We start from the raw sequence: 18,153 nt of genomic DNA, 5'->3' as shown, positions 1-18,153 counted from the left end.
ATGCCCGACTTATCGACTTCTAGGCGTACATTCCTCGGAGGTATTGCTTTAGGTGGTCCGGTGGCCGCCCTCGCCGGCCGTACCGGCTCGGCGGTGGCCTGGGCCGAGCCCGGGCACCTTCCCCGCGACACGCACAGTGAGATCCTGCGTGGCGCCGCCCTGGTGTGGAAGCGGCTGCCGAGCGGCTGGACCGAGGGCCCCTTCCTCGGCAACGGCTTCCTGGCGGCCCACGTCTACCACGTCGGCGGCCAGGGCAACCAGCTCCGCTTCATGATCAACCACAACCACGTCCAGGACCAGCGCGGCCAGTGGGAGGCGGCGATCGGCTACTCGCGCCTCGGCGTCGGGTACTTCACGCTGACCTTCGCCGGGACGATCACCGGCGTCGACTGGCGGCTCGACATCGAGAACGCGGAACTGTCCGGCACCGTCACCACCACGCAGGGCAGTGTCCGCTTCGCCGCGCTCATCCTCAACCACCGCGACGTCATGCTCGTCTCCACCGAGCCGAGCCCCGGCGAGGACGGCGTGGCCTGGGCGTTCGTGCCGCTGCCCTCCTCGACCACCCGCCAGCAGCGCCGCCCGCCCGACTACACCGCCAACCCCGACCCGGCGGTCGCGCCCGGCCACGTCGAGCAGCCCATGCACGCCGGCGGCGGCTACACCACCGCCTGGAAAGAGGTACGGCACGGCGGCAGACGCCTGCTGGCGGCCACGATCGCCTACGGCTATCCGGACTCCACCGGCCGCGAACGCGCGATCGAGACCGTGGACAAGGCGCTGCGCCACTCGCCGGATGTGCACGTGGCCCTGCACCGGGCGTGGTGGCAGCGCTTCTACCGGCGCAGCCTGGTCTCCGTCCCGGACAAGCGGCTGCAGAGCTTCTACTGGATCCAGCTCTACAAGCTCGCCTGCTGCACCCGCGACAACGCGCCCGTGGCGCCGGTGTTCGGCCCGTGGTTCCCCGAGCGGGGCAACAACTGGACCCAGATCTGGTGGAACACCAACGTCCAGGTCACCTATCCGGTCGCCAACGGCGCCAACCACCCCGAGCTGGACGCCATCACGCCCGCCTTCCGGCGCTACCACCACAACCTCGAGGGCAACATCTGGCCGGAGTTGCGCGACGGCCAGACCTACGCCCTGTGCCACCCGGGCGACTGGCAACTCCGGTCCGGCCCCCGCTACGTCGGCAAACCCGGGATCAACCCCAACGACCACACCGGCAACCTCATCTGGGCCCTGCACAACACGTGGGTCACCTACCGCCACCACATGGCCGACGAGGTGCTGCGCGAGGTCATCCACCCCGTGCTCGCCAAGGCGGTCACCTACTACGCCCGCTTCCTCACCGAAGGGGCCGACGGCAAGCTGCACCTGCCCGAGACCCGCTCGCCGGAACTGGCCAACGCCGCCGACTGCACCTACGACCTGTCGCTGCTGCGCTGGGGCGCGGCCACGCTGCTGCAATCCGCCGGACGCCTCAGGCTGGCGGACCCGAGGGCCCGGCAGTGGGCCGACATCGTCGCGCGACTGGTCCCGTACCACGAGAACGAGAACGGCGTGATGATCGGCGCCGGCGTGCCGTTCGCCGAGTCGCACCGGCACTTCTCCCACCTGCTGTGGCTCTACCCGCTGCAGGAGAAGCTGGAGCGGCGCACGTTCGAGCACTGGGCGAGCATGCAGAGCCGCTGGCACGGCTACAGCTACGCGGCCGCCGCCTCCATGGAGACGTTGTTCGGCAACGCCGAGCAGGCGCTGTGGCACCTGAAGTTCTTCGTGGACGGCAACATCCAGGACAACTGCCAGCTGACGCCCAACACCATGTACCGCGAGGGCACCGGGTTCGCCATCGAGAGCCCGATCTCGGCCGCCCAGTCGCTGCTGGACATGCTCACCCAGAGTCACGGGGGCGTGGTCAAGGTGTTCCCCGCGGTCTCCGCCGGGTGGGCGGAGGCGTCCGTCGAGCGGGTCAGGACGCAGGGGGCGTTCGTGTTCGACGCCTCGCGGCGGGCCGGCCGTACCGACTGGATCAGGATCCGCAGCGAGGCGGGGGAGCCGCTGGCGCTCCGGCACGGGATCGAGGGCGAGATCGAGGTGACCGACGAGCGCGGGCGGCGCCTGCCGTACCGGGGAGAGGGGACGATCACCATCCCGCTGCGCAAGGGGCAGAGCGCGGTCGTCAGCCGCAAGGGCGTGCGGCCGGACCGGCCGCGGGACGTCCCGGCTCAGGGGACGGCGCAGCCGTGGGGACTGCCATGACCTGCCTTTATAGCGTTATTTGCTGATCAATCACTCGTTTATCGCATAACGCCAGCCTTATCCCACTGAAGCATGGGGAAAACCGCTTATCGCGCCAAACAGACCTTTCATCGCATGTGGCGGCCAATTGAACGCCACGCCGTGGCGGCTCGCCGAAGGACGGGACTCTTGACCTCCACGGAGGGTAGTTTGCGCTCTTACCTTGTGCGTGATCCCCATCACACTAAGCGGGAGGCATGGTGACAACACAAGAACACGACGCATCGGTCTACGAGCGGGTGCAGGCGAGCAGTGAGTTCCAGGAGTTGAAGCGGCGCTTCCGCTCGTGGACCTTCCCGATGACGGTCGCGTTCCTCGTCTGGTACCTCCTCTATGTCGTGCTGTCCGGCTGGGCGCGGGACTTCATGGCCATCAAGGTGCTCGGCAACGTCAACGTCGGATTGATTCTCGGCCTGCTGCAGTTCGTCTCCACCTTCCTCATCGCCTGGGCCTACTCCAGGCACGCCGAGAAGAAGCTGGACCCGCTGGCCGACAAGCTGCGCCACGAAGTCGAGGAGCAGAGCAAGTGAGCTCACACACGCTAGCCATCGTCCTGTTCCTGACCTTCGTCGCGGCCACGCTGGTCATCACGTTCTGGGCCAGCCGCAACACCAAGACCGCCGCCGACTACTACGCCGGCGGACGCTCCTTCAGCGGACTCCAGAACGGCCTGGCCATCGGCGGCGACTACATGTCGGCCGCCTCCTTCCTGGGCATCGCCGGCATGATCGCGCTGTCCGGATACGACGGCTTCCTCTATTCCATCGGCTTCCTCGTGGCCTGGCTCGTCGCCCTGCTCCTGGTCGCCGAGCTCATGCGCAACTCCGGCAAGTTCACCATGGCCGACGTGCTGGCCTTCCGGATGAGCCCGCGCCCGGTCCGCACCGCCGCCGGCGTCTCCACGATCACGGTCTCGATCTTCTACCTGATCGCCCAGATGGTCGGCGCGGGCGCCCTGGTCGGCCTGCTGCTCGGCATCACCGACACCGCGGGCAAGAACTGGGTCATCGTCGGCGTCGGCGCCCTCATGATCGTCTACGTGGTCTTCGGCGGGATGAAGGGCACCACCTGGGTCCAGATCGTCAAGGCCGTGCTGCTCATGGGCGGCGCCGCGCTGATCACCGTGCTGGTGCTGGCCAAGTACAACTTCAACCTCTCGACCCTGCTCGCGGAGGCGTCGGCGGCCAGCGGCAAGGGCGACGCCTTCATCGTGCCAGGGGGCAAGTACGGCGCCGAATCGGCCGGGTTGTGGGCCACCAACGGCAAGATGGACCTCATCAGCCTCGGCCTGGCCCTGGTCCTGGGTACGGCCGGCCTGCCGCACATCCTCATCCGCTTCTACACCGTGCCCACCGCCAAGGACGCCAGGAAGTCGGTCCTGTGGGGCATCGGCATCATCGGCGTCTTCTACCTGTTCACCCTGGTTCTCGGCTTCGGCGCCGCGGCCCTGGTGAAGATCCCGCCCACCGACACCTCGGGCAATACGGCGGCGCCACAGCTGGCCGAGGCGATCGGCGTCAACTTCATGGGCGAGGTCGGCGGCACCATCCTGCTGGCCCTGATCGGCGCGGTCGCCTTCGCCACCATCCTCGCGGTCGTGGCCGGTCTCACCCTCGCCTCGTCCTCCAGCTTCGCCCACGACCTGTACGCGCACGTCTTCAAGCGCGGCAACGTGACCGAGCGTGAGGAGGTCGTCGTCGCCCGGGTCTCGGCCTTCGTGATCGGCGCGGTGGCCATCGCCCTGGGCATCCTGGCGCAGGGCCAGAACGTCGCCTTCCTGGTGGCCCTGGCCTTCGCCGTGGCCGCCTCGGGCAACCTGCCGGCCATCCTCTACAGCCTGTTCTGGAAGAGGTTCAACACCGCCGGCGCGGTGTCGGCCATCTACGGCGGCCTGATCTCCTGCGTGATCATGGTGGTCTTCTCGCCGGTCGTGTCAGGAGGCAAGGGCGCGCTGCTGAAGGGCGTCGACTTCCACATCTGGGAACTGTCCAACCCGGGCATCGTCTCGATCCCGCTCGGCTTCTTCTTCGGCTGGCTCGGCACCGTGCTCAGCAAGGAGTACAACGCGGCCAAGTGGGCCGAGATCGAGGTCCGCTCGCTGACCGGTGTAGGCGCGGAGAAGTCGTCCTCGCACTGACGCCAGGCTTCGTCATTCCCGGCGGCCTGGTCTTCCATATGGGTACATTCCCCTTATGGAAGACCAGGCCGCCGTACTGATCGCCACCTGCTCGCCCGAGATCCGCGCCCTCGCCGGCGCCGCGCGCGACCGGCTGCGCGAACTGCTCCCGGACGCCAGCGAAGAGGTCGACACCTCCGCCCGCCTGATCGCCTTCACCTATCGGCCCGGCACCTACAAGGGCCTGATCGTCGCGATCGCCTTGCACCAGGCGCACGTCAACCTGATGTTCGCCCGTGGCGCCGACCTGCTGACCCAGGACCCCACCGCACTGCTCGAAGGGACGGGAAAGAAGGCCCGCCACGTCAAACTCACCGACCCCCACCGCCTCACCGACCCCGACCTCGCCACCCTGATCCGCGCCGCCGCCGCCCTGACCAAGTGACCGCGGGGTCGCTCTCTGCGCCGGCCTTCTCCGCGTGGGCCCTTTGCGGGCGATCTTTTACGGCGGGGCCGAGGGGGCGCCTCCCGCCGCCGTGCGCTCGCACCCGTGCAAGGTCGGCCGGCAGCCGGACGGGGTGCTCGCCGTCACGGCGCATGTGTGCCCGGCCGCCGTGCCCGGGCCCGGCGCCGTAGCAGCGCGCCGATGGCCACCGACCACCGTCCCGCCGTCCCGGCGCGCGCGGCCTGGCCTGCGGCCTCACCCGGACACCCCGGACGCGACCCCGGCTTCCTTCCGCCCTTGCCCACGCCTCCCCTCATGCCCGCAGCCTCTGCCCCCTTCGCCCCGCCTCCCGGGCCCTCTTCACCCTCTCTTGCCCGCGGCCTCCATCTGGTTGCCGACGCCTCCTCCCTCCGGGCCTGTGGCCTCCGCCCTTGCCCGCGGGCCTGCGACCGTGTGGCCACACCACCTGGGCAAACCTTCCCCGGAACCGGAGCCCCGAGGGAGGTGGCCAGGCCGTACCCCTTGGGCCGGCGTGGGGTGCGGGCGAGGGTGGCGAGGAGGCCGCCGGCGCCGGCCAGGTTGGCGGCCTAGCCGGAGGCTTCGTCCAGGGTGGTGAGCTCCTCACTGCTCAGCCGCAGCGCCACCCCGGCCATGAGGGGCCGGAGCTGCTCCGGCGTGCGGGCGCTGGCGATCGGCGTGGTGACGGTGGGCTGGGCGGCCAGCCAGGCGATCGCGACCGAGGCGGGCTCGGCGGCCCGCTCGGCGGCGATCTTGGCCAGCGAGTCCAGCACGCGCAGCCCGCGCTCGCTCTTCAGGTACGCCCCGGCCCGCTCGGCCCTGGGGCTGTCCACGCTCACGCCGGGCGCGTACTTGCCGGTCAGGAAGCCGCGGGCCAGCGCGCCGTACGGAGTGCTGGACAGGCCCTCGCGCTCGACGACGGCACGCAGCGGCCCCTCGTATTCACGCTCGACGAGGTTGTACTGCGGCTGCAACGCCACATACCGGGCAAGGCCCTCGTCGTCGGAGACCCGCAGCGCCTCGGCCAGGCGGGGCGCGGTGTGGTTGGAGGCGCCGATGTAGCGGATCTTGCCTTCCCGCACCAGGGCGTCGAAGGCGGCCAGCGTGTCGGCCAGCGGGGTGCCGGGGTCGTCCACGTGCGCCCAGTACAGGTCGATGTGGTCGGTACGCAGGCGGCGCAGGGAGTTCTCGACGGCGGTCCTGATCGTCCTGGGGGACAGGCCGGTGAGCCCGTCCAGCATGCCGACCTTGGTGGCCAGCACGATCGCGTCGCGGTTGCCTCGTTCGACCATCCAGTCGCCGATGAACGTCTCGGAGGTCGACTCGCCGGTCACCCAGGCGGGGTAGACGTCGGCGGTGTCGATGAAGTTGCCGCCGCCATCGACGTAGGCGTCGAGTACCGCGTAGGCGGCCTTCCGGTCGGCGGTCCAGCCGAACACGTTGGTGCCGAGGCAGAGGGGGAACACGGACAGAGCCGTGGTGCCGATCGATCTCACCTCGCTATTATCCGCGCATCCAACAGCGGTCCGTCGTCCAGGGCGGCAGATCGCGGGAGGAGGGCCGATGCGAGCCCGGATGCGGGGCTGCCTGATCGGGGCGATCGTCGCGGGCGGGCTGTTCGTGCTGGTCGTGGCGGTGCTGATGCGGGTTTCCGGTACGGCGCCGCCGTACCGGAAACCCGCGGAGACCCCAGCGGCACCTCGCGCCGAGGTGATCGAGGAGAAGCGGCTCGACGCCCGGCGCCTCGAGCTGACCTTGCGCTCCCCGGCGCTGGAGGGCACCACCAAGGTCCGGCTGCTGCTGCCCGAGCGCTGGGACTCGCGGACCGGCTGGCCGGTGCTGTGGCTGCTGCACGGCGGCCTCGACGACCACACCTCCTGGACCGCCAGGACCGATGTCGGCGCTCTCACCAGGGGCGACGGGCTCATGGTGGTGATGCCCGACGGCGGCGGATGCGGCAGCTACTCCGACTGGTGGAACGGCGGCGCGGGCGGGCCGCCCCGTTGGGAGACCTACCATCTCAGGGAACTGCTGCCGCTCCTGGAGTCCCGCTACCGCGCGGGGAAGGAGCGGGTGATCGCCGGGTACTCCATGGGCGGGCAGGGCGCCATGCTGTATGCGGCCAAGGGCGGCTTCAAGGCCGCGGCCTCCTTCAGCGGCGCCGTGCACATCCTCGGCCCGGGCGTCCCCCAGGCGGTCATGGCCGGGACCACCATCGGCTGCCCGGGCACCGACTGGAAGCGCGTCTGGGGCGATCCCGACGCGCAGCGGGCGATCTGGCGGGCGCACAACCCCTACGACCAGGCCGGGAAGCTGAGGGGTGTGCGCCTGTACGTGGCGGCGGGCGGCGGCGACCTGGTCGAGGACCTGGCCGCCCGTGCCGCCCGCGCCTTCGCCGGGCGGCTGCGGGAGCTGGGCATCCCGGTGACCACCCATTTCTACCGGGGCGGGCACAACCACACGTTCTGGCAGCGTGAGCTGCGGCACGCCTACCCGATGCTGAAACGCGCCCTCTCCTGATGAGCCCTGGGCTCTTCCAGCGGCGGCTCTCCTAGCACCGCCTCTCCCTGCGCCGCCTGTTCTTGCGGCGGCTCTTCCTGCGCCGCCTGTTCTTGCGGCGGCTCTTCCTACGCTGCCTGTTCTTGCGGCGGCTCTTCTAGTGGTGGCCGCCGGCGATGTCCAGCGTGCGCGGGGTCAGCTTCCAGGTCACCAGCGCCGCGAGCAGCATGAGCGCCGCCCCTGCCGCGCCGGTCACCGCGAGCGAGTCGCTGAAGGCGATCTTCGCCTGCTCGGCCAGGTCCGGCAGGCCCAGCTTGGCGGCCACGTCGAGCGCGCCGCCGATCGACTCGCGCGCGACCTCGGCATCGGCCCCGTGGTACGGCAGCGCCGTACGGTAGATGGCGGCGGCGACGCTGCCCAGGACGGCGACGCCGAGCACGCCGCCCACCTCGTAGCTGGTCTCCTCGATGGCCGCGGCGCTGCCCGCCTTCTCGATCGGCGCCCCGGACATGATGACCGCCGAGGCGATGGCCAGCGAGCCCATGCCGGCGCCGATGAGCAGCAGCGCGAGCGCGACCCAGCCGTAGACCAGCGGCGCGGCGAACAACACCAGGAACCCGAGCCCGGCCACGACCAGGCCGCCGACGAGCACGGTACGGGCGCCGATCCTGGCCGCCAGCGCGGGCGCGAGCGGCGACAGGACCAGCGCGCCCAGCGCGGTCGGCAGGAGGCGCAGGCCGGTCTCGAGCGGCGTGTAGCCCATGACGAGCTGCATCCACTGGGCGATGAGCAACATCATCGCGGCCATGGCGATCGAGGTGGTGAGCGCGGCCAGCACGCCGGAGGTGAACGGGCCACTGCGGAACAGCCGGACCTCGAGCAGCGGGTCGGGCCGGCGCAGGCTGCGCACGATGAACCAGGTCAGCGCGGCCGCCCCGACGGCCATCGTCACCAGCGCGGTCGGGTCGGTCAGGCCGTCCTTGGCGAAGTGCTTGATGGCGTAGACGACGCCGACCATGCCGACGATGGACAACACGGTGCCGAGGGCGTCCCAGCGGCCGGGGTTCGGGTTGCGCGACTCGGGCAGCAGCCAGAGCCCGGCGAGCACGGCGACCACCATGACGGGCACGTTGACCAGGAACGCGGCGTGCCAGGAGAAGTGCTCGACCAGGAAGCCGCCGAGGATGGGGCCGAGCGCCCCGCCGACGGCGGCCATGGCCGACCAGATGCCGAGCGCGGTGGCACGTTCCCGCGGATTGGCGAACAGGGTCCGGATCATCGACAGCGTCGACGGCATGATCATGGCGCCGCCCACGCCGAGCAGGGCGCGGACCGCGATCACGTCGCCCGGGCTGTCGGCCCAGAGCACCAGGACCGAGGCGAGGCCGAACAGGCTGAAGCCGGTGAGGAGCAGCTTCTTGCGTCCCCACCGGTCGCCCAGGGCGCTGACGGTGACCAGCAGCCCGGCCAGGACCAGCGAGTAGGCGTCGATCATCCAGAGCAGCTGTATGGCATCGGGGCGCAGCTCGCCGGAGATCGCCGGGAGGGCCACGTTGAGGATGGTCATGTCCATGACGACCAGCAGAAGGCTGGCCGACAGTACAGCGAGGCCGGCCCATCTGCGCTTGTGGATGGGCGGTGCGGTCTCGGTCTTCATGAAGTCCCCCGGTAGAACGTGTCAAGAAAGAGCGTGGGTATGTCCCGGCGAGCGACGTCCCCGCGCCGCAGGCTGTCTCTTATGGCTACGAGCAGGCCGTACACCGTGTTGCTCACCCAGCGCACGGGCAGCTCAGCGCGGAGCACCCCGGCGCGCTGCGCGGCGGCGAACAGGGCGATCTCCACCTTCTCCAGCTCCTCGGCGCGGCGCACGAGGTCCTCGTAGCCGGACAGGGCGTTCTCGGTGAGGGCGAATCCGTGCTCGTCGATGGAGTCGAGCGTTTTGATCAGCAGCCGGTCGAGCAGGTCCTTGATCCCGTCGGCGTCGAGGCCGGCCTTCATGCCCTCGGAGAGGCCGACGCTCTCGTGGACGTGGGCCCAGGAGTCCATGGCCCGCACACCCATCTCGTGCAGCAGGTCGTCGCGGGTGCTGAAGTGCCGGTGAAGGGTGGCGCGGCTGATGCCGGCGGCCTGGGCGATCTCCGCCATCGAGGCCGCCGGCACCATGTTGAGGTGGCGGATGGCCGCGTTGACGATCTCGTCGTGGCTCATCGCCATCGTACGCCTCCGTCTAATTTGCGACAGTTATGTTGCAAATTATACACAACCGTCGGAGTGCGCGCGTACGGTGATCTCTCCTCGACGGCATGGCAGCGTGGCAGGGGTGGCGCTATCGTTCACCTGTGGTGATCGGTGACGCGCGCACGCGCATCCTGGACGCGGCGGAGGAGCTGTTCGCGGGCGGCGGCTACGAGGCGACGCCCACCGCGGTCATCGCCAAACTGGCGCGGGTGCCCAAGGGGCTGGTCTTCCACTACTTCCCGCGCAAGATCGACGTCCTGGTCGCGCTGGTCGACGAACGCACCCTCGTCGAGGAGACCCGGGAAGTCGACGCCGTCCCCGGCGACCCCGCGGGAACCCTGTCGAAACTGGCCCGCAGGCTGCCGCTACGCGCCTCACCGGCGATGCGGCGCATCCTGTTCCGCGAAGCCGACACCCACCGCTCGGTCAAGGAGCGGCTCGGGCGGCTCAATGGCGAGCTGATCCGCCGGGCGAGGTTCGCGCTGGAGCTGGCCCTGCCCGGCCAGCGCGGCGAGACGGCGCGGCTGGAGGTGGCGGCGGCCACATTCGCCGCCGTCCTGCTCTACCAGGAGAACCTCTGCCAGCTCACCGGCCACCAGATCGACCCCGACGCCGTCGCCGAACTCATCGCCCACTCACTCATCTAGCAGCTCCTCCAGCGCGGCGCCCAGGTGCCGCACGAGCGACCAGACGTCGTCCATCCGCTCCGGGCAGGCCACGACGCCGAAGTCGATCATGCCGTCGTAGGAGAAGCAGGTGATGTTGACCCCGCCGGTCAGGTCGGTCAGCACCGAGAGCGGGTAGTACGACAGCACCCGCGCCCCGCAGAGGTAGAGCGGGAACTGCGGGCCGGGCACGTTGCTGACGATCAGGTTGATCGGCGGGAACGCCGTCCCGGCCAGCCGGAAGGCCGCGGGCAGCGCCAGCCGCGCCACCGGAGCGGGCAGCAGCGCGCTCACGTCGTGCAGCCAGCTTGACGACGAGGCCACGAAACGCCGCTTGGCGGCCCGCATCGCCGCGCCGGTCGCCCGCAAGCGCTCGTGCGGATCGGCCACATCGGTCGCCATCGGCGCCACCATGGCCGCAATCCGATTCCCGACGACACCGCCCGCGCTGGTTCCGCCGCCCGTGCCGTCCGTCCTGTCCGTGCCACCGCCTGTGCTGGCTCCGCCGCCCGTGCCGTCCGTCCTGAGCGTGCCACCGCCCGCGCTGGTTCCGTCGCCCGTGCTGTCCGTGTTACCGCCAGTGCTGCCGGTGCCACGTGCGCTGCTTGATCCGCCTGAGTCGCCTGTGCTGTTCGTGCCGCGTACGGCGACCGGCACCGCCGCGATCAGCGGCTCCTCCGGCAGTGCGTCCCGTTCCACCAGCCAGGCCCGCAGCGCGCCCGCGCACACGGCCATGACCACGTCGTTCACGCTCAGCCCGTGGGCCTTGGCGACCTGCTTGACGTCCTTGAGCGGAACCGACCCGAACGACACCCGGCGCTCCGCGCTGATCGGCCCGTTGAACGGGGTGCGCGGCGCGTGGAGGCTCGGCACCTCGGGCCGGGTGCGCCGGTCCCCGGCGACGAACCGGGCGGCCTTCGCGAGCTGCCGCGACCCGGGCAGGGTGCCGGCCAGCGGGACCGCGTCCAGCTCCGTGGTCATCCGGGCCAGCGAGCCCAGGGCCCGCAAGGGCTGCGTGGCCGTGCGTACGGCGGCGCCGTACAGCTTGCCCATCAGGCCCGGCGCCCGCTCGACCGGCGGCGGAGCGACCTCGATCACCCGCGGCTCGGGCGTCAGGTCGAGCAGCGCCGCCAGCGTCTCCGCCCCCGAGACACCGTCGATCGCCGCGTGGTGCACCTTCGTGTACACCGCGACCCGCCCGCCGCTCAGCCCGCTGAGCAGGTGCATCTCCCACAGCGGCCGCTCGCGGTTCAGCGGCCGGGCGTGGATGCGGGCCACCGCCTCGGCCAGTTGATACTCCCCGCCCGGCGCGGCCACCTCGGCCTCGAACAGATGATGGGCCAGGTCGAAGTCCGGATCGGCCTCCCAGTAAGGATGATCCAGCCCGAACGGCACCTCGCTCAGCCGCAGCCCCAGCACGGGCGACAGGTGCATCCGCTGCAGCAGCACGGCGGCCAGCGCCGCCCGGTCGAGAACCCCGCCCAGCGGGTCCAGCACGGCCAGCCCCGCCACGTGGGCGCAGGTCGTCGCCGACTCGGCGTTGAGGAACTGCGCGTCGAGTGCGGTCAGCTGGCGCATCGGCATTCTCCCGGGTGCTCGATTATCGGTCAGCATCACATCGCCGGGTTTCCGGGACGTTTCCGCGCGAGTCTTACAGATGAATTCGAGTGCTCCGGTAAACAGCGCAGCTCAGCGGCTCGGTGACATTTTCCTAACCATGGACAACACGAATGGGATGGCGCACCACCGCGTCAAAATGATATCCGAACGGGTGCTGCGGTGTTTTCGGCGGCTGGGTGGCGCCCGTCTCGTCGGTGGCCCTGGCCAGGATGACCTGCTCACCCGGTTGCCTGGGGACCCACCCGACGTGCCAGGGCAACCAGGCGCTGACCAGGTGCCGCCCGTGATGCTCCGCCGTACGCCAGCGGCGCCCGCCGTCGAAGCTCACCTCGACCTTGACGATCCGCCCCCGCCCCGACCACGACCGGCCGCGCAGCAACTGCGGCCGCCCAAGGGGGATCGCCGCGTTCCAGCCCAGCTCGAGAGCGCTCTTGACGGGATTCACCGTAATATCCGGGTAAAACTCGGTGTTCCAGGGCGTGAACAATTCGCGCGTGGCCACCTCGATATCGCCCAGCCATTTGATCGACGCGATTCCCGCCCACCCCGGCACCACCAGGCGCACCGGGAAACCGTGATCGGGTGGAAGGGGCCGCCCGTTCATCTCGTAGGCGACGAGAACGTCGTCCATGGCCTTACCGACGGGCAGCGGCCGGCGCACCTGCCCATAGTGCTCGAAGGGTGCATCCAGCCCCCGTGGCAGCACATCCACGGCCGCGGCGCCGACCCCGGCCTGTTCCAGCAGATACCGGAGCGGCACCCCACGCCACCGCGCCACCCCGATCGCCCCCAGCCCCCACTGCGTGCCCGGGGCCGGTGCGTCCTGCTGGCTGCCGTAGAAGCGCCGCCCGTTGCCCGCGCACTCGATCGCCGCGTCGAGCGTGCGGGCCGGCATGGCGCGTAGCTGGTCATAGGTGTACGCCGTGGGACATCGCACGCCATCGCCGTGGATGGCCAACTGCCAGGTGGCGGCGTCGATGGAGGGGGTGAAGGTGTGATTACGGACGAAGAACCGGTCGGTCGGGGTGTGGTAACCCTGGCCGGCCATGGCATCCCAGCGCATCTCCGCACTCGCGCCGTGGCTCCTGAACAGCTCTGGGGGGAGTGGCTTGACGATGGTCGCGGTTGCGTACATAACTCCCCTATTCCCTACCAACTAACCAGGTAATCTCAGTCTACGCCCCGACCAGCCTCATTACCGAGCACCTCGCCCCATACCTGCCTCGGGCCGCAGCCCGGGAAACGTCCACCCAGCTCAAGGCCCAGGGCGGGAGGGCGGAGCCGGGTCCGGGCGCGGCGCGGGGTCCCCTGGGCTGGAGGCGTGGGCCGGGCTGGGCGTGGTCCAGGCTCTCCCGGCCCGGGAGGGCGGAACGTGGTGTGGGGCTTGAGGCCGGGCTGTGGTGTGGGGCTTGAGGCCGGGCTGCGGTGGGAGGCTTGAGGGCGGGACATGGTGTGGGGCTTGAGGCCGGGACATGGTGTGGAGCTTGAGGGCGGGCTGTTCCGCAGGGCACTCCCGGGCTGGGGGTTGGGTCTGGGCGTGGCGCGAGATCCTCCCGGTTGAAAGCGTGGCCGAGGGCCGGGCGGTGCACGCGTTCCTGGGCCGAGGGCCGGGTGGTGCGCGCGCTCCTGGGCTGGGGGCCGGGATGTGGTGTGGGGCCTGGGTTTGGGGCCGGGATGTGGTGTGGGGCTTTCCGAGCGGGTGCGGGTTGGGCCAAGGCATGGAACCGGCGCCCTGGCCATGCGGGCTAAGGGTTCGGGTGCGACACCAGCGATTCCGGTGGGGGAGCGGGTTGGGTTCGGTTGCGGCGTCAGGGCTTTCGGCGGGTGGCGGCGTTGGGTCCCGGGCGTGGCGTGGTGCCGGTGGTTCCGGTCGACGGCCTTCTTCGGCTCGCATGCGAAGGAGCACACCTGGCCGTGCTTCTGCATGGTCGTGCTTCTGTATGGCTGTACTGATGCGTGGCCGCCATTCCTGTGACCGGGGCACAACGTGCGCCTCTGCCTGGGCGCAACCGCGTGAGTGCACGTCCGCGTGGTGGAGGCCGTGCGGGCGGCTGTGGTCTGGTTAGGGGAGGTCCGCGGCCGTGGTGAACGGCTGGCCCGCGTTGAGGGCGTCGATCAGGCGTAACACGCCGTCCCGGCCGCCGTGAGCGGTTAGCCATCGGCTCACCTGGCAGGCGGCCTTCGCGTACGTGTTCGGGTCGGCAGAGGCGGCGCGTAGCCAGTCGGGCAAGGACTTCGGCAGGGGGGCGGACGGTTCGGCCAGGCAGCGGTCGCCGGTGGGTTTCAGGTAGCGCGGATCGTTGGACACCACCACCGCAAGCCCCTCGTCGAACCATTGCGGGACCTCGCCGGACAGCCGTGCATGCAGCTCCACGTGTGACAGCTCGTGGGCGGCGATCACCGGATCGAGGCCCTCGGGGGACAGCATGACGGCTTGGTTCAGGACGGCGATGCCCTTCTCCCGGCCGCCGCCGATGCTTGTGTAGCAGGTCGGGGTGGTGCAGATCAGGATGCGGGGCGAGCTTCGGCGGCGGCCGTAGAAGGACTCGACCAGCCGGGTGGCGGCGGACACGGTTGACAACGCGTGGGCTGGGTCTGCTCCTTTCTCTAGATAGATGCCGGGGGCGGCTGCGTGCAGGCCATAGCAGCCGGGGCAGGCCGTGGCGGCCACCGACGGGTAGGCCCAGGCCACTCCGCCGGTGGTCAGCCCGAGCACCGCCACGACGACGAGGACGATCCATTTCCAGCGCGACACGGGCACCAAGTGTGCCGGGGCGGGGGAGGGATTACATCAGACCGGGGTATGACGTGCGCAGGTAGGCGGCCACCTGCTTCTTGGCCCCGTACTCGGCCCAGCCGAGGGGCGTCGAGTCGTGCTCGGCGTCCTTGACCGACGGGTCGGCGCCCAGCGCGAGCAGGGTGGCGACCGTGTCGACGTCGTCGTTCCAGGCGGCCTCGTGCAACGGTGTGCAGCGGTCCCGGTGGTCGACGTCGAAGCCCAGGCCCGCCAGCAGGCGGATCACGTCCGGGCGGCGGTGCTCGGCCGCGCGGTTGATCAGGGCCGGCGTCTCGGCCAGGGCCCGGGCCAGCATCTCGGGGCCGAACGCGGCGACGGCCTCGGCGTCCGCGCTCATGCAGGCGGCCGTGAAAGCGGCCATCGGGTCCAGCTCCGCCCGCGCCCCTGCCGCCGCCAGCAGCGTGGCCACCTCGCGGTGGCCGTTCACCAGCGCCAGCTCGTACGGCGTGCGGCCCCCGAACCCGGGATGGGCGCCCGGCCGGTCCACCGGCACCCCGTACGACAGCAGCAGCCGAACCCGGCGCGGGCCCCCACGCAGCGCGGCCGTCGCCAGTTCCTCGGTGAGCAGGTCGGCAGGTGCGGGGAACGCGGGGCCCAGCCTCGCCCGCCACGGGCCGCCGTCGCCGCGGCCCAGGCCGTACTCCAGCAGCAGCTCCAGGTGCGTGGTGTCGTCGGACCACGAGCCTCCAAGACCACGGTTGTACAGGGTCTGAGGGTCGTTGGCGTCGGCTCCGGCGGCCAGCAGGATCCTGGCCAGCTCCAAACCGTCGGGGTGCGGCGGCTGGTCGCCCTCGCCGCCGCCGAACGCGCCGGTCAGGGCGGTGAAGGGGGACGGCAGGCCGTCCCAGAGGAACCCGGCGTCCGGGTCGGCGCCGTGGTCGAGCAGAACCCGGGCGGCTTCGCCGTACCGGCCGAGTCGCGCGGGCCGGTTGGCTTCCCCCTGCCGGCCCGGAGGCTGGGTGTGGGTGGTTTCGCCGTGCCGGCCAGGAAGGTCGGAGTGGGTGGTTTCGCCGTGCTGTCCCGGAGGCTGGGTGTGGGTGGTTTCGCCGTGCTGGCCGGGAGGCTGGGTGTGGGTGGTCTCGCCCTGCCTGCCAGGAGGGCCGGAGTGGGCGGGGTTGCCGTCAGACTCGGGCAGTTGGGCGTGGGCGGCTTCGCCATGACGGCCCGGGAGGTAGGCGGGAGTGGCTTCGCCGTCAGGGTCGGGGCGCTCAGGACGACCGGTTCGGTCAGGAAGCCGGGGAGGTTGGCCGCCAAGGTCGGTGGCTGGGCCGGACGGCCCGGGGACCCGGGGGGCGGCGGATCGCTCAGGAGGCTGGGGGAGGTCGGCGCCGTACTGGTCGAGGTGGTCGAACCGGGCGTAGGCCAGATACAGCAACGGCTCCCACCCGAACGGCCCGCCCTGCGCGCGGGCCAGGGACGGGTCGGCGGCCAGGGCGGCGCGGAGGGCGGCGGCCGAGCCCGTGGCGGCCATCGTGTACACGTCGGCCGTGGCCAGTGAGGGGTCGGCGGCGAGCAGGGCGGCGGCCTCACGCAGGCGGCCGGGGTAGTCGTCGCCGTAGGTCAGGCAGGCCAGCCGCAGGAGTTCGGCGGCGGGGTCGGCCGACACCGGCGCCTCGTGCGGCGAGCGGGTGTAGCGGCCGACGGTCTCCAGGTGCTTCATGAGCCGGCCCCAGCTGGCGAAGCCGTAGCGGCGGGCGGTGACGAGCTGGGCGTCGGAGAGCGCCGGCGCCGAGGGGCGGCGGGGGTGGAACTCGGCGAGCGTGGCCAGTGCCTCCGGCACCCCGGCCCTGATGTAGCGCAGCAGCGTCTTGGCCTGCTTGCGCAGCGACTCGGCGTTCGGGTGGTCGGGCAGTGGGGAAACGGGCACGACGGCCTCCCTTCCGTATACGCCTGACGTCCGCATGATCAGGCCGGAAAAGAGGTCGGGCCTCGAACAAGTCCGCGTTTCAGGTGGGCTTCGCCCTTCCCGCGGACCGGTCGCACCCTGACGTGCCTCTCCAGATTAGCCTGGACAGCGCGGAATGCGTGTTCTGTAATGACGGATCATGGTCACTCTTTACGAGCACGCCGGCGGTGACGACGCCTTACACCGGGTCGAGGCCGTCTTCTACGACAAGGTTCTGGCCGATCCGGTGCTGAAGACGTTGTTCACCCAGCGGAACGCGCACCATGTGGACCATCTGACGTGGTTCACCGCAGAGTCCTTCGGCGGCCCCGGCCGTTTCACCGAGAATCTCGGCTTCGACCACATCATCCGGGTCCACCGGGGCCTGCAGATCACCGACGAGCAGCGTGAGCGCTTCGTCGCCCTTTACCTGGAGGCGTTCGAGGAGGCGGGGCTCCTGGAGGACGAGCGGTTCCGTGCCGCCGTGCGCTCGCACGCCGACTTCGGCGCCCGGGTCGCCCAGCAGAACTCCCACGCCGAGACCGACGAAGACCTCCATCCGATCAGGGACGTGCCGCTCTGGACCTGGGAATAGGCTCGGGTCATGCGTCACTCCGACTGGGGTGCGGCCTCCCCCCGCTGGGCGGGCGTCCGCAGTGAGACGGTCATCGTGCGCGGCCACACCGTCCACTACCTGCGAGCCGGTCGCGGAAGCCCGGCGCACCTGCTGCTCCACCCCCTGGGCGGCAGCGCGACGCTCTGGATGGACCTCATCCCGCACCTGGCGGCCCTCGGCCAGGTCATCGTCCCCGATCTGCCGGGCACGGTGTTCGGCCACACGGACCTGCCGCACCCGCGCGCGGCCCGGCTGGCGCCCAACATCCGCTTCGTCGGCGCCTTCGCCCAGGAGCTGGGCCTGGAGAAGGTCACCGCCCACGGCTGGTCGGCGGGCGGGATGCTGGCGACGATGGTCGCCGCGGCCTCGCCCGAGCTGGTGGGCCGGCTCGTGCTCGCCACGCCCGCGCTGCCCGCCGTGGTGCCGGAGGAGGAGGCCCGCTGGTGGCGCACGACCGGCCGGCTGGTGTTGTCGGCCGGCCCGCCGGTGGCCCGCGCGCTCGCCCGGGTGGCCGGCCGCGCCGTACTGGAGCAGAAGGTGCGGACCTACGCCGACCCCGCGACGCTGACCGGCGGCGCGCGGCTACTCGGCGGCGACCTGACGCGGCTCTCGCCCGAGATGACCGCGCTACTGGTCGACGAGCTGCGCGCCGCGCGGCCCGCCCGGCTGGCCGACGCGGCGACGGCCTTCGCCTCGGTGATGCGGGCCGTCTTCGTGGACCCCGAGCCCGCCCGCGCGGCCATCGCCGCCGTCGCCGCCCCCGCCCTGGTCCTGTGGGGCGGGGCCGACCGGGTCGAGGTCGACGGCGTCCGCGCGGATCTCGCCGTCCGCCGTCCCGACTGGGTCCAGCACGTCATCCCGACGGCCGGTCACGCCTTCCCTCTGGAGACGCCCGCCGAGTACGCCGCCGCCGTGGCCGGGTGGAGCGATTCCGTGTGACGGCGCAGGGCGTC

The 18,153-nt window shown here is 71.1% G+C and carries 15 protein-coding genes; 8 read left to right on the top strand and 7 right to left on the bottom strand.

Going from position 1 to position 18,153, the window contains the following annotated elements; all coding sequences use genetic code 11:
- The first annotated feature begins 60 nt into the window (after window positions 1-60).
- The 4 genes from FVE25_RS07455 (at window position 61) to FVE25_RS07440 (ending at window position 4,862) form a co-directional block, all read left to right on the top strand.
- On the top strand, window positions 61-2,262 hold the full coding sequence (locus FVE25_RS07455) for a glycosyl hydrolase family 95 catalytic domain-containing protein (protein WP_219825373.1): 2,202 nt from the start codon (window positions 61-63) through the stop codon (window positions 2,260-2,262).
- Between the two features lie 236 nt (window positions 2,263-2,498).
- Entirely contained in the window at window positions 2,499-2,831 is a 333-nt protein-coding gene (locus FVE25_RS07450) for a DUF485 domain-containing protein (RefSeq protein WP_157245702.1), read from the top strand.
- Complete coding sequence (locus FVE25_RS07445; RefSeq protein WP_157245701.1) at window positions 2,828-4,438, top strand: solute symporter family protein; 1,611 nt, start codon at window positions 2,828-2,830, stop codon at window positions 4,436-4,438. The genes FVE25_RS07450 and FVE25_RS07445 overlap by 4 nt, the downstream gene beginning before the upstream one ends.
- Before the next feature lie 55 nt (window positions 4,439-4,493).
- Window positions 4,494-4,862, top strand: coding sequence for a DUF1801 domain-containing protein (locus FVE25_RS07440; protein WP_157245700.1), 369 nt, complete (start codon window positions 4,494-4,496; stop codon window positions 4,860-4,862).
- Window positions 4,863-5,449: 587 nt separating this feature from the next.
- On the opposite strand, the gene FVE25_RS07435 is transcribed toward FVE25_RS07440, so the two are convergent.
- The gene (locus FVE25_RS07435) at window positions 5,450-6,376 is read right to left on the bottom strand and encodes an aldo/keto reductase (RefSeq protein ID WP_157245699.1); all 927 of its coding nucleotides are present in this window, start codon (window positions 6,374-6,376) and stop codon (window positions 5,450-5,452) included.
- 67 nt (window positions 6,377-6,443) lie between these two features.
- Between FVE25_RS07435 and FVE25_RS07430 the strand changes: the two genes are divergently transcribed.
- Window positions 6,444-7,400, top strand: coding sequence for an alpha/beta hydrolase (locus tag FVE25_RS07430; RefSeq protein WP_157245698.1), 957 nt, complete (start codon window positions 6,444-6,446; stop codon window positions 7,398-7,400).
- Between the two features lie 136 nt (window positions 7,401-7,536).
- Here FVE25_RS07430 and FVE25_RS07425 read toward each other — a convergent pair whose 3' ends face one another.
- Both FVE25_RS07425 and FVE25_RS07420 read right to left on the bottom strand, forming a co-directional pair.
- A complete protein-coding gene (locus FVE25_RS07425) occupies window positions 7,537-9,036 on the bottom strand; it encodes an MFS transporter (RefSeq protein ID WP_157245697.1) in 1,500 nt (499 codons plus the stop codon).
- A complete protein-coding gene (locus FVE25_RS07420; protein WP_157245696.1) occupies window positions 9,033-9,593 on the bottom strand; it encodes a TetR/AcrR family transcriptional regulator in 561 nt (186 codons plus the stop codon). Before FVE25_RS07420 ends, FVE25_RS07425 begins: the two co-directional genes overlap by 4 nt.
- Window positions 9,594-9,718: 125 nt before the next feature.
- Between FVE25_RS07420 and FVE25_RS07415 the strand changes: the two genes are divergently transcribed.
- On the top strand, window positions 9,719-10,264 hold the full coding sequence (locus tag FVE25_RS07415; protein WP_246266770.1) for a TetR/AcrR family transcriptional regulator: 546 nt from the start codon (window positions 9,719-9,721) through the stop codon (window positions 10,262-10,264).
- Here FVE25_RS07415 and FVE25_RS55000 read toward each other — a convergent pair.
- The 4 genes from FVE25_RS55000 to FVE25_RS07395 all read right to left on the bottom strand — a co-directional run bounded on the left by FVE25_RS55000 (window position 10,253) and on the right by FVE25_RS07395 (window position 16,566).
- The gene (locus FVE25_RS55000) at window positions 10,253-11,860 is read right to left on the bottom strand and encodes a WS/DGAT/MGAT family O-acyltransferase (protein WP_246266768.1); all 1,608 of its coding nucleotides are present in this window, start codon (window positions 11,858-11,860) and stop codon (window positions 10,253-10,255) included. The genes FVE25_RS07415 and FVE25_RS55000 overlap by 12 nt on opposite strands.
- 133 nt (window positions 11,861-11,993) lie before the next feature.
- Window positions 11,994-13,037 (bottom strand): sulfite oxidase, encoded by a 1,044-nt coding sequence (locus FVE25_RS07405; protein ID WP_157245694.1) that lies wholly within the window; start codon window positions 13,035-13,037, stop codon window positions 11,994-11,996.
- 927 nt (window positions 13,038-13,964) lie between these two features.
- Entirely contained in the window at window positions 13,965-14,657 is a 693-nt protein-coding gene (locus tag FVE25_RS07400; RefSeq protein WP_181019495.1) for a hypothetical protein, read from the bottom strand.
- A gap of 31 nt (window positions 14,658-14,688) precedes the next feature.
- Window positions 14,689-16,566, bottom strand: coding sequence for an ankyrin repeat domain-containing protein (locus tag FVE25_RS07395; RefSeq protein ID WP_157245693.1), 1,878 nt, complete (start codon window positions 16,564-16,566; stop codon window positions 14,689-14,691).
- 178 nt (window positions 16,567-16,744) lie between these two features.
- On the opposite strand from FVE25_RS07395, the gene FVE25_RS07390 reads away from it, so the two are divergent.
- Both FVE25_RS07390 and FVE25_RS07385 read left to right on the top strand, forming a co-directional pair.
- Entirely contained in the window at window positions 16,745-17,179 is a 435-nt protein-coding gene (locus tag FVE25_RS07390) for a group II truncated hemoglobin (RefSeq protein ID WP_157245692.1), read from the top strand.
- Between the two features lie 9 nt (window positions 17,180-17,188).
- Window positions 17,189-18,139: an alpha/beta fold hydrolase gene (locus tag FVE25_RS07385; RefSeq protein WP_157245691.1), complete on the top strand. Its 951-nt coding sequence runs from the start codon at window positions 17,189-17,191 to the stop codon at window positions 18,137-18,139.
- The last annotated feature ends 14 nt before the right edge of the window (window positions 18,140-18,153 follow it).

Origin of the sequence: Nonomuraea typhae (assembly GCF_009760925.1) — a bacterium.
GTDB classification, from domain to species: domain Bacteria; phylum Actinomycetota; class Actinomycetes; order Streptosporangiales; family Streptosporangiaceae; genus Nonomuraea; species Nonomuraea typhae.
The sequence above is the reverse complement of the archived record's forward strand: the minus strand, read 5'-3'. Positions and strand labels throughout refer to the sequence as shown.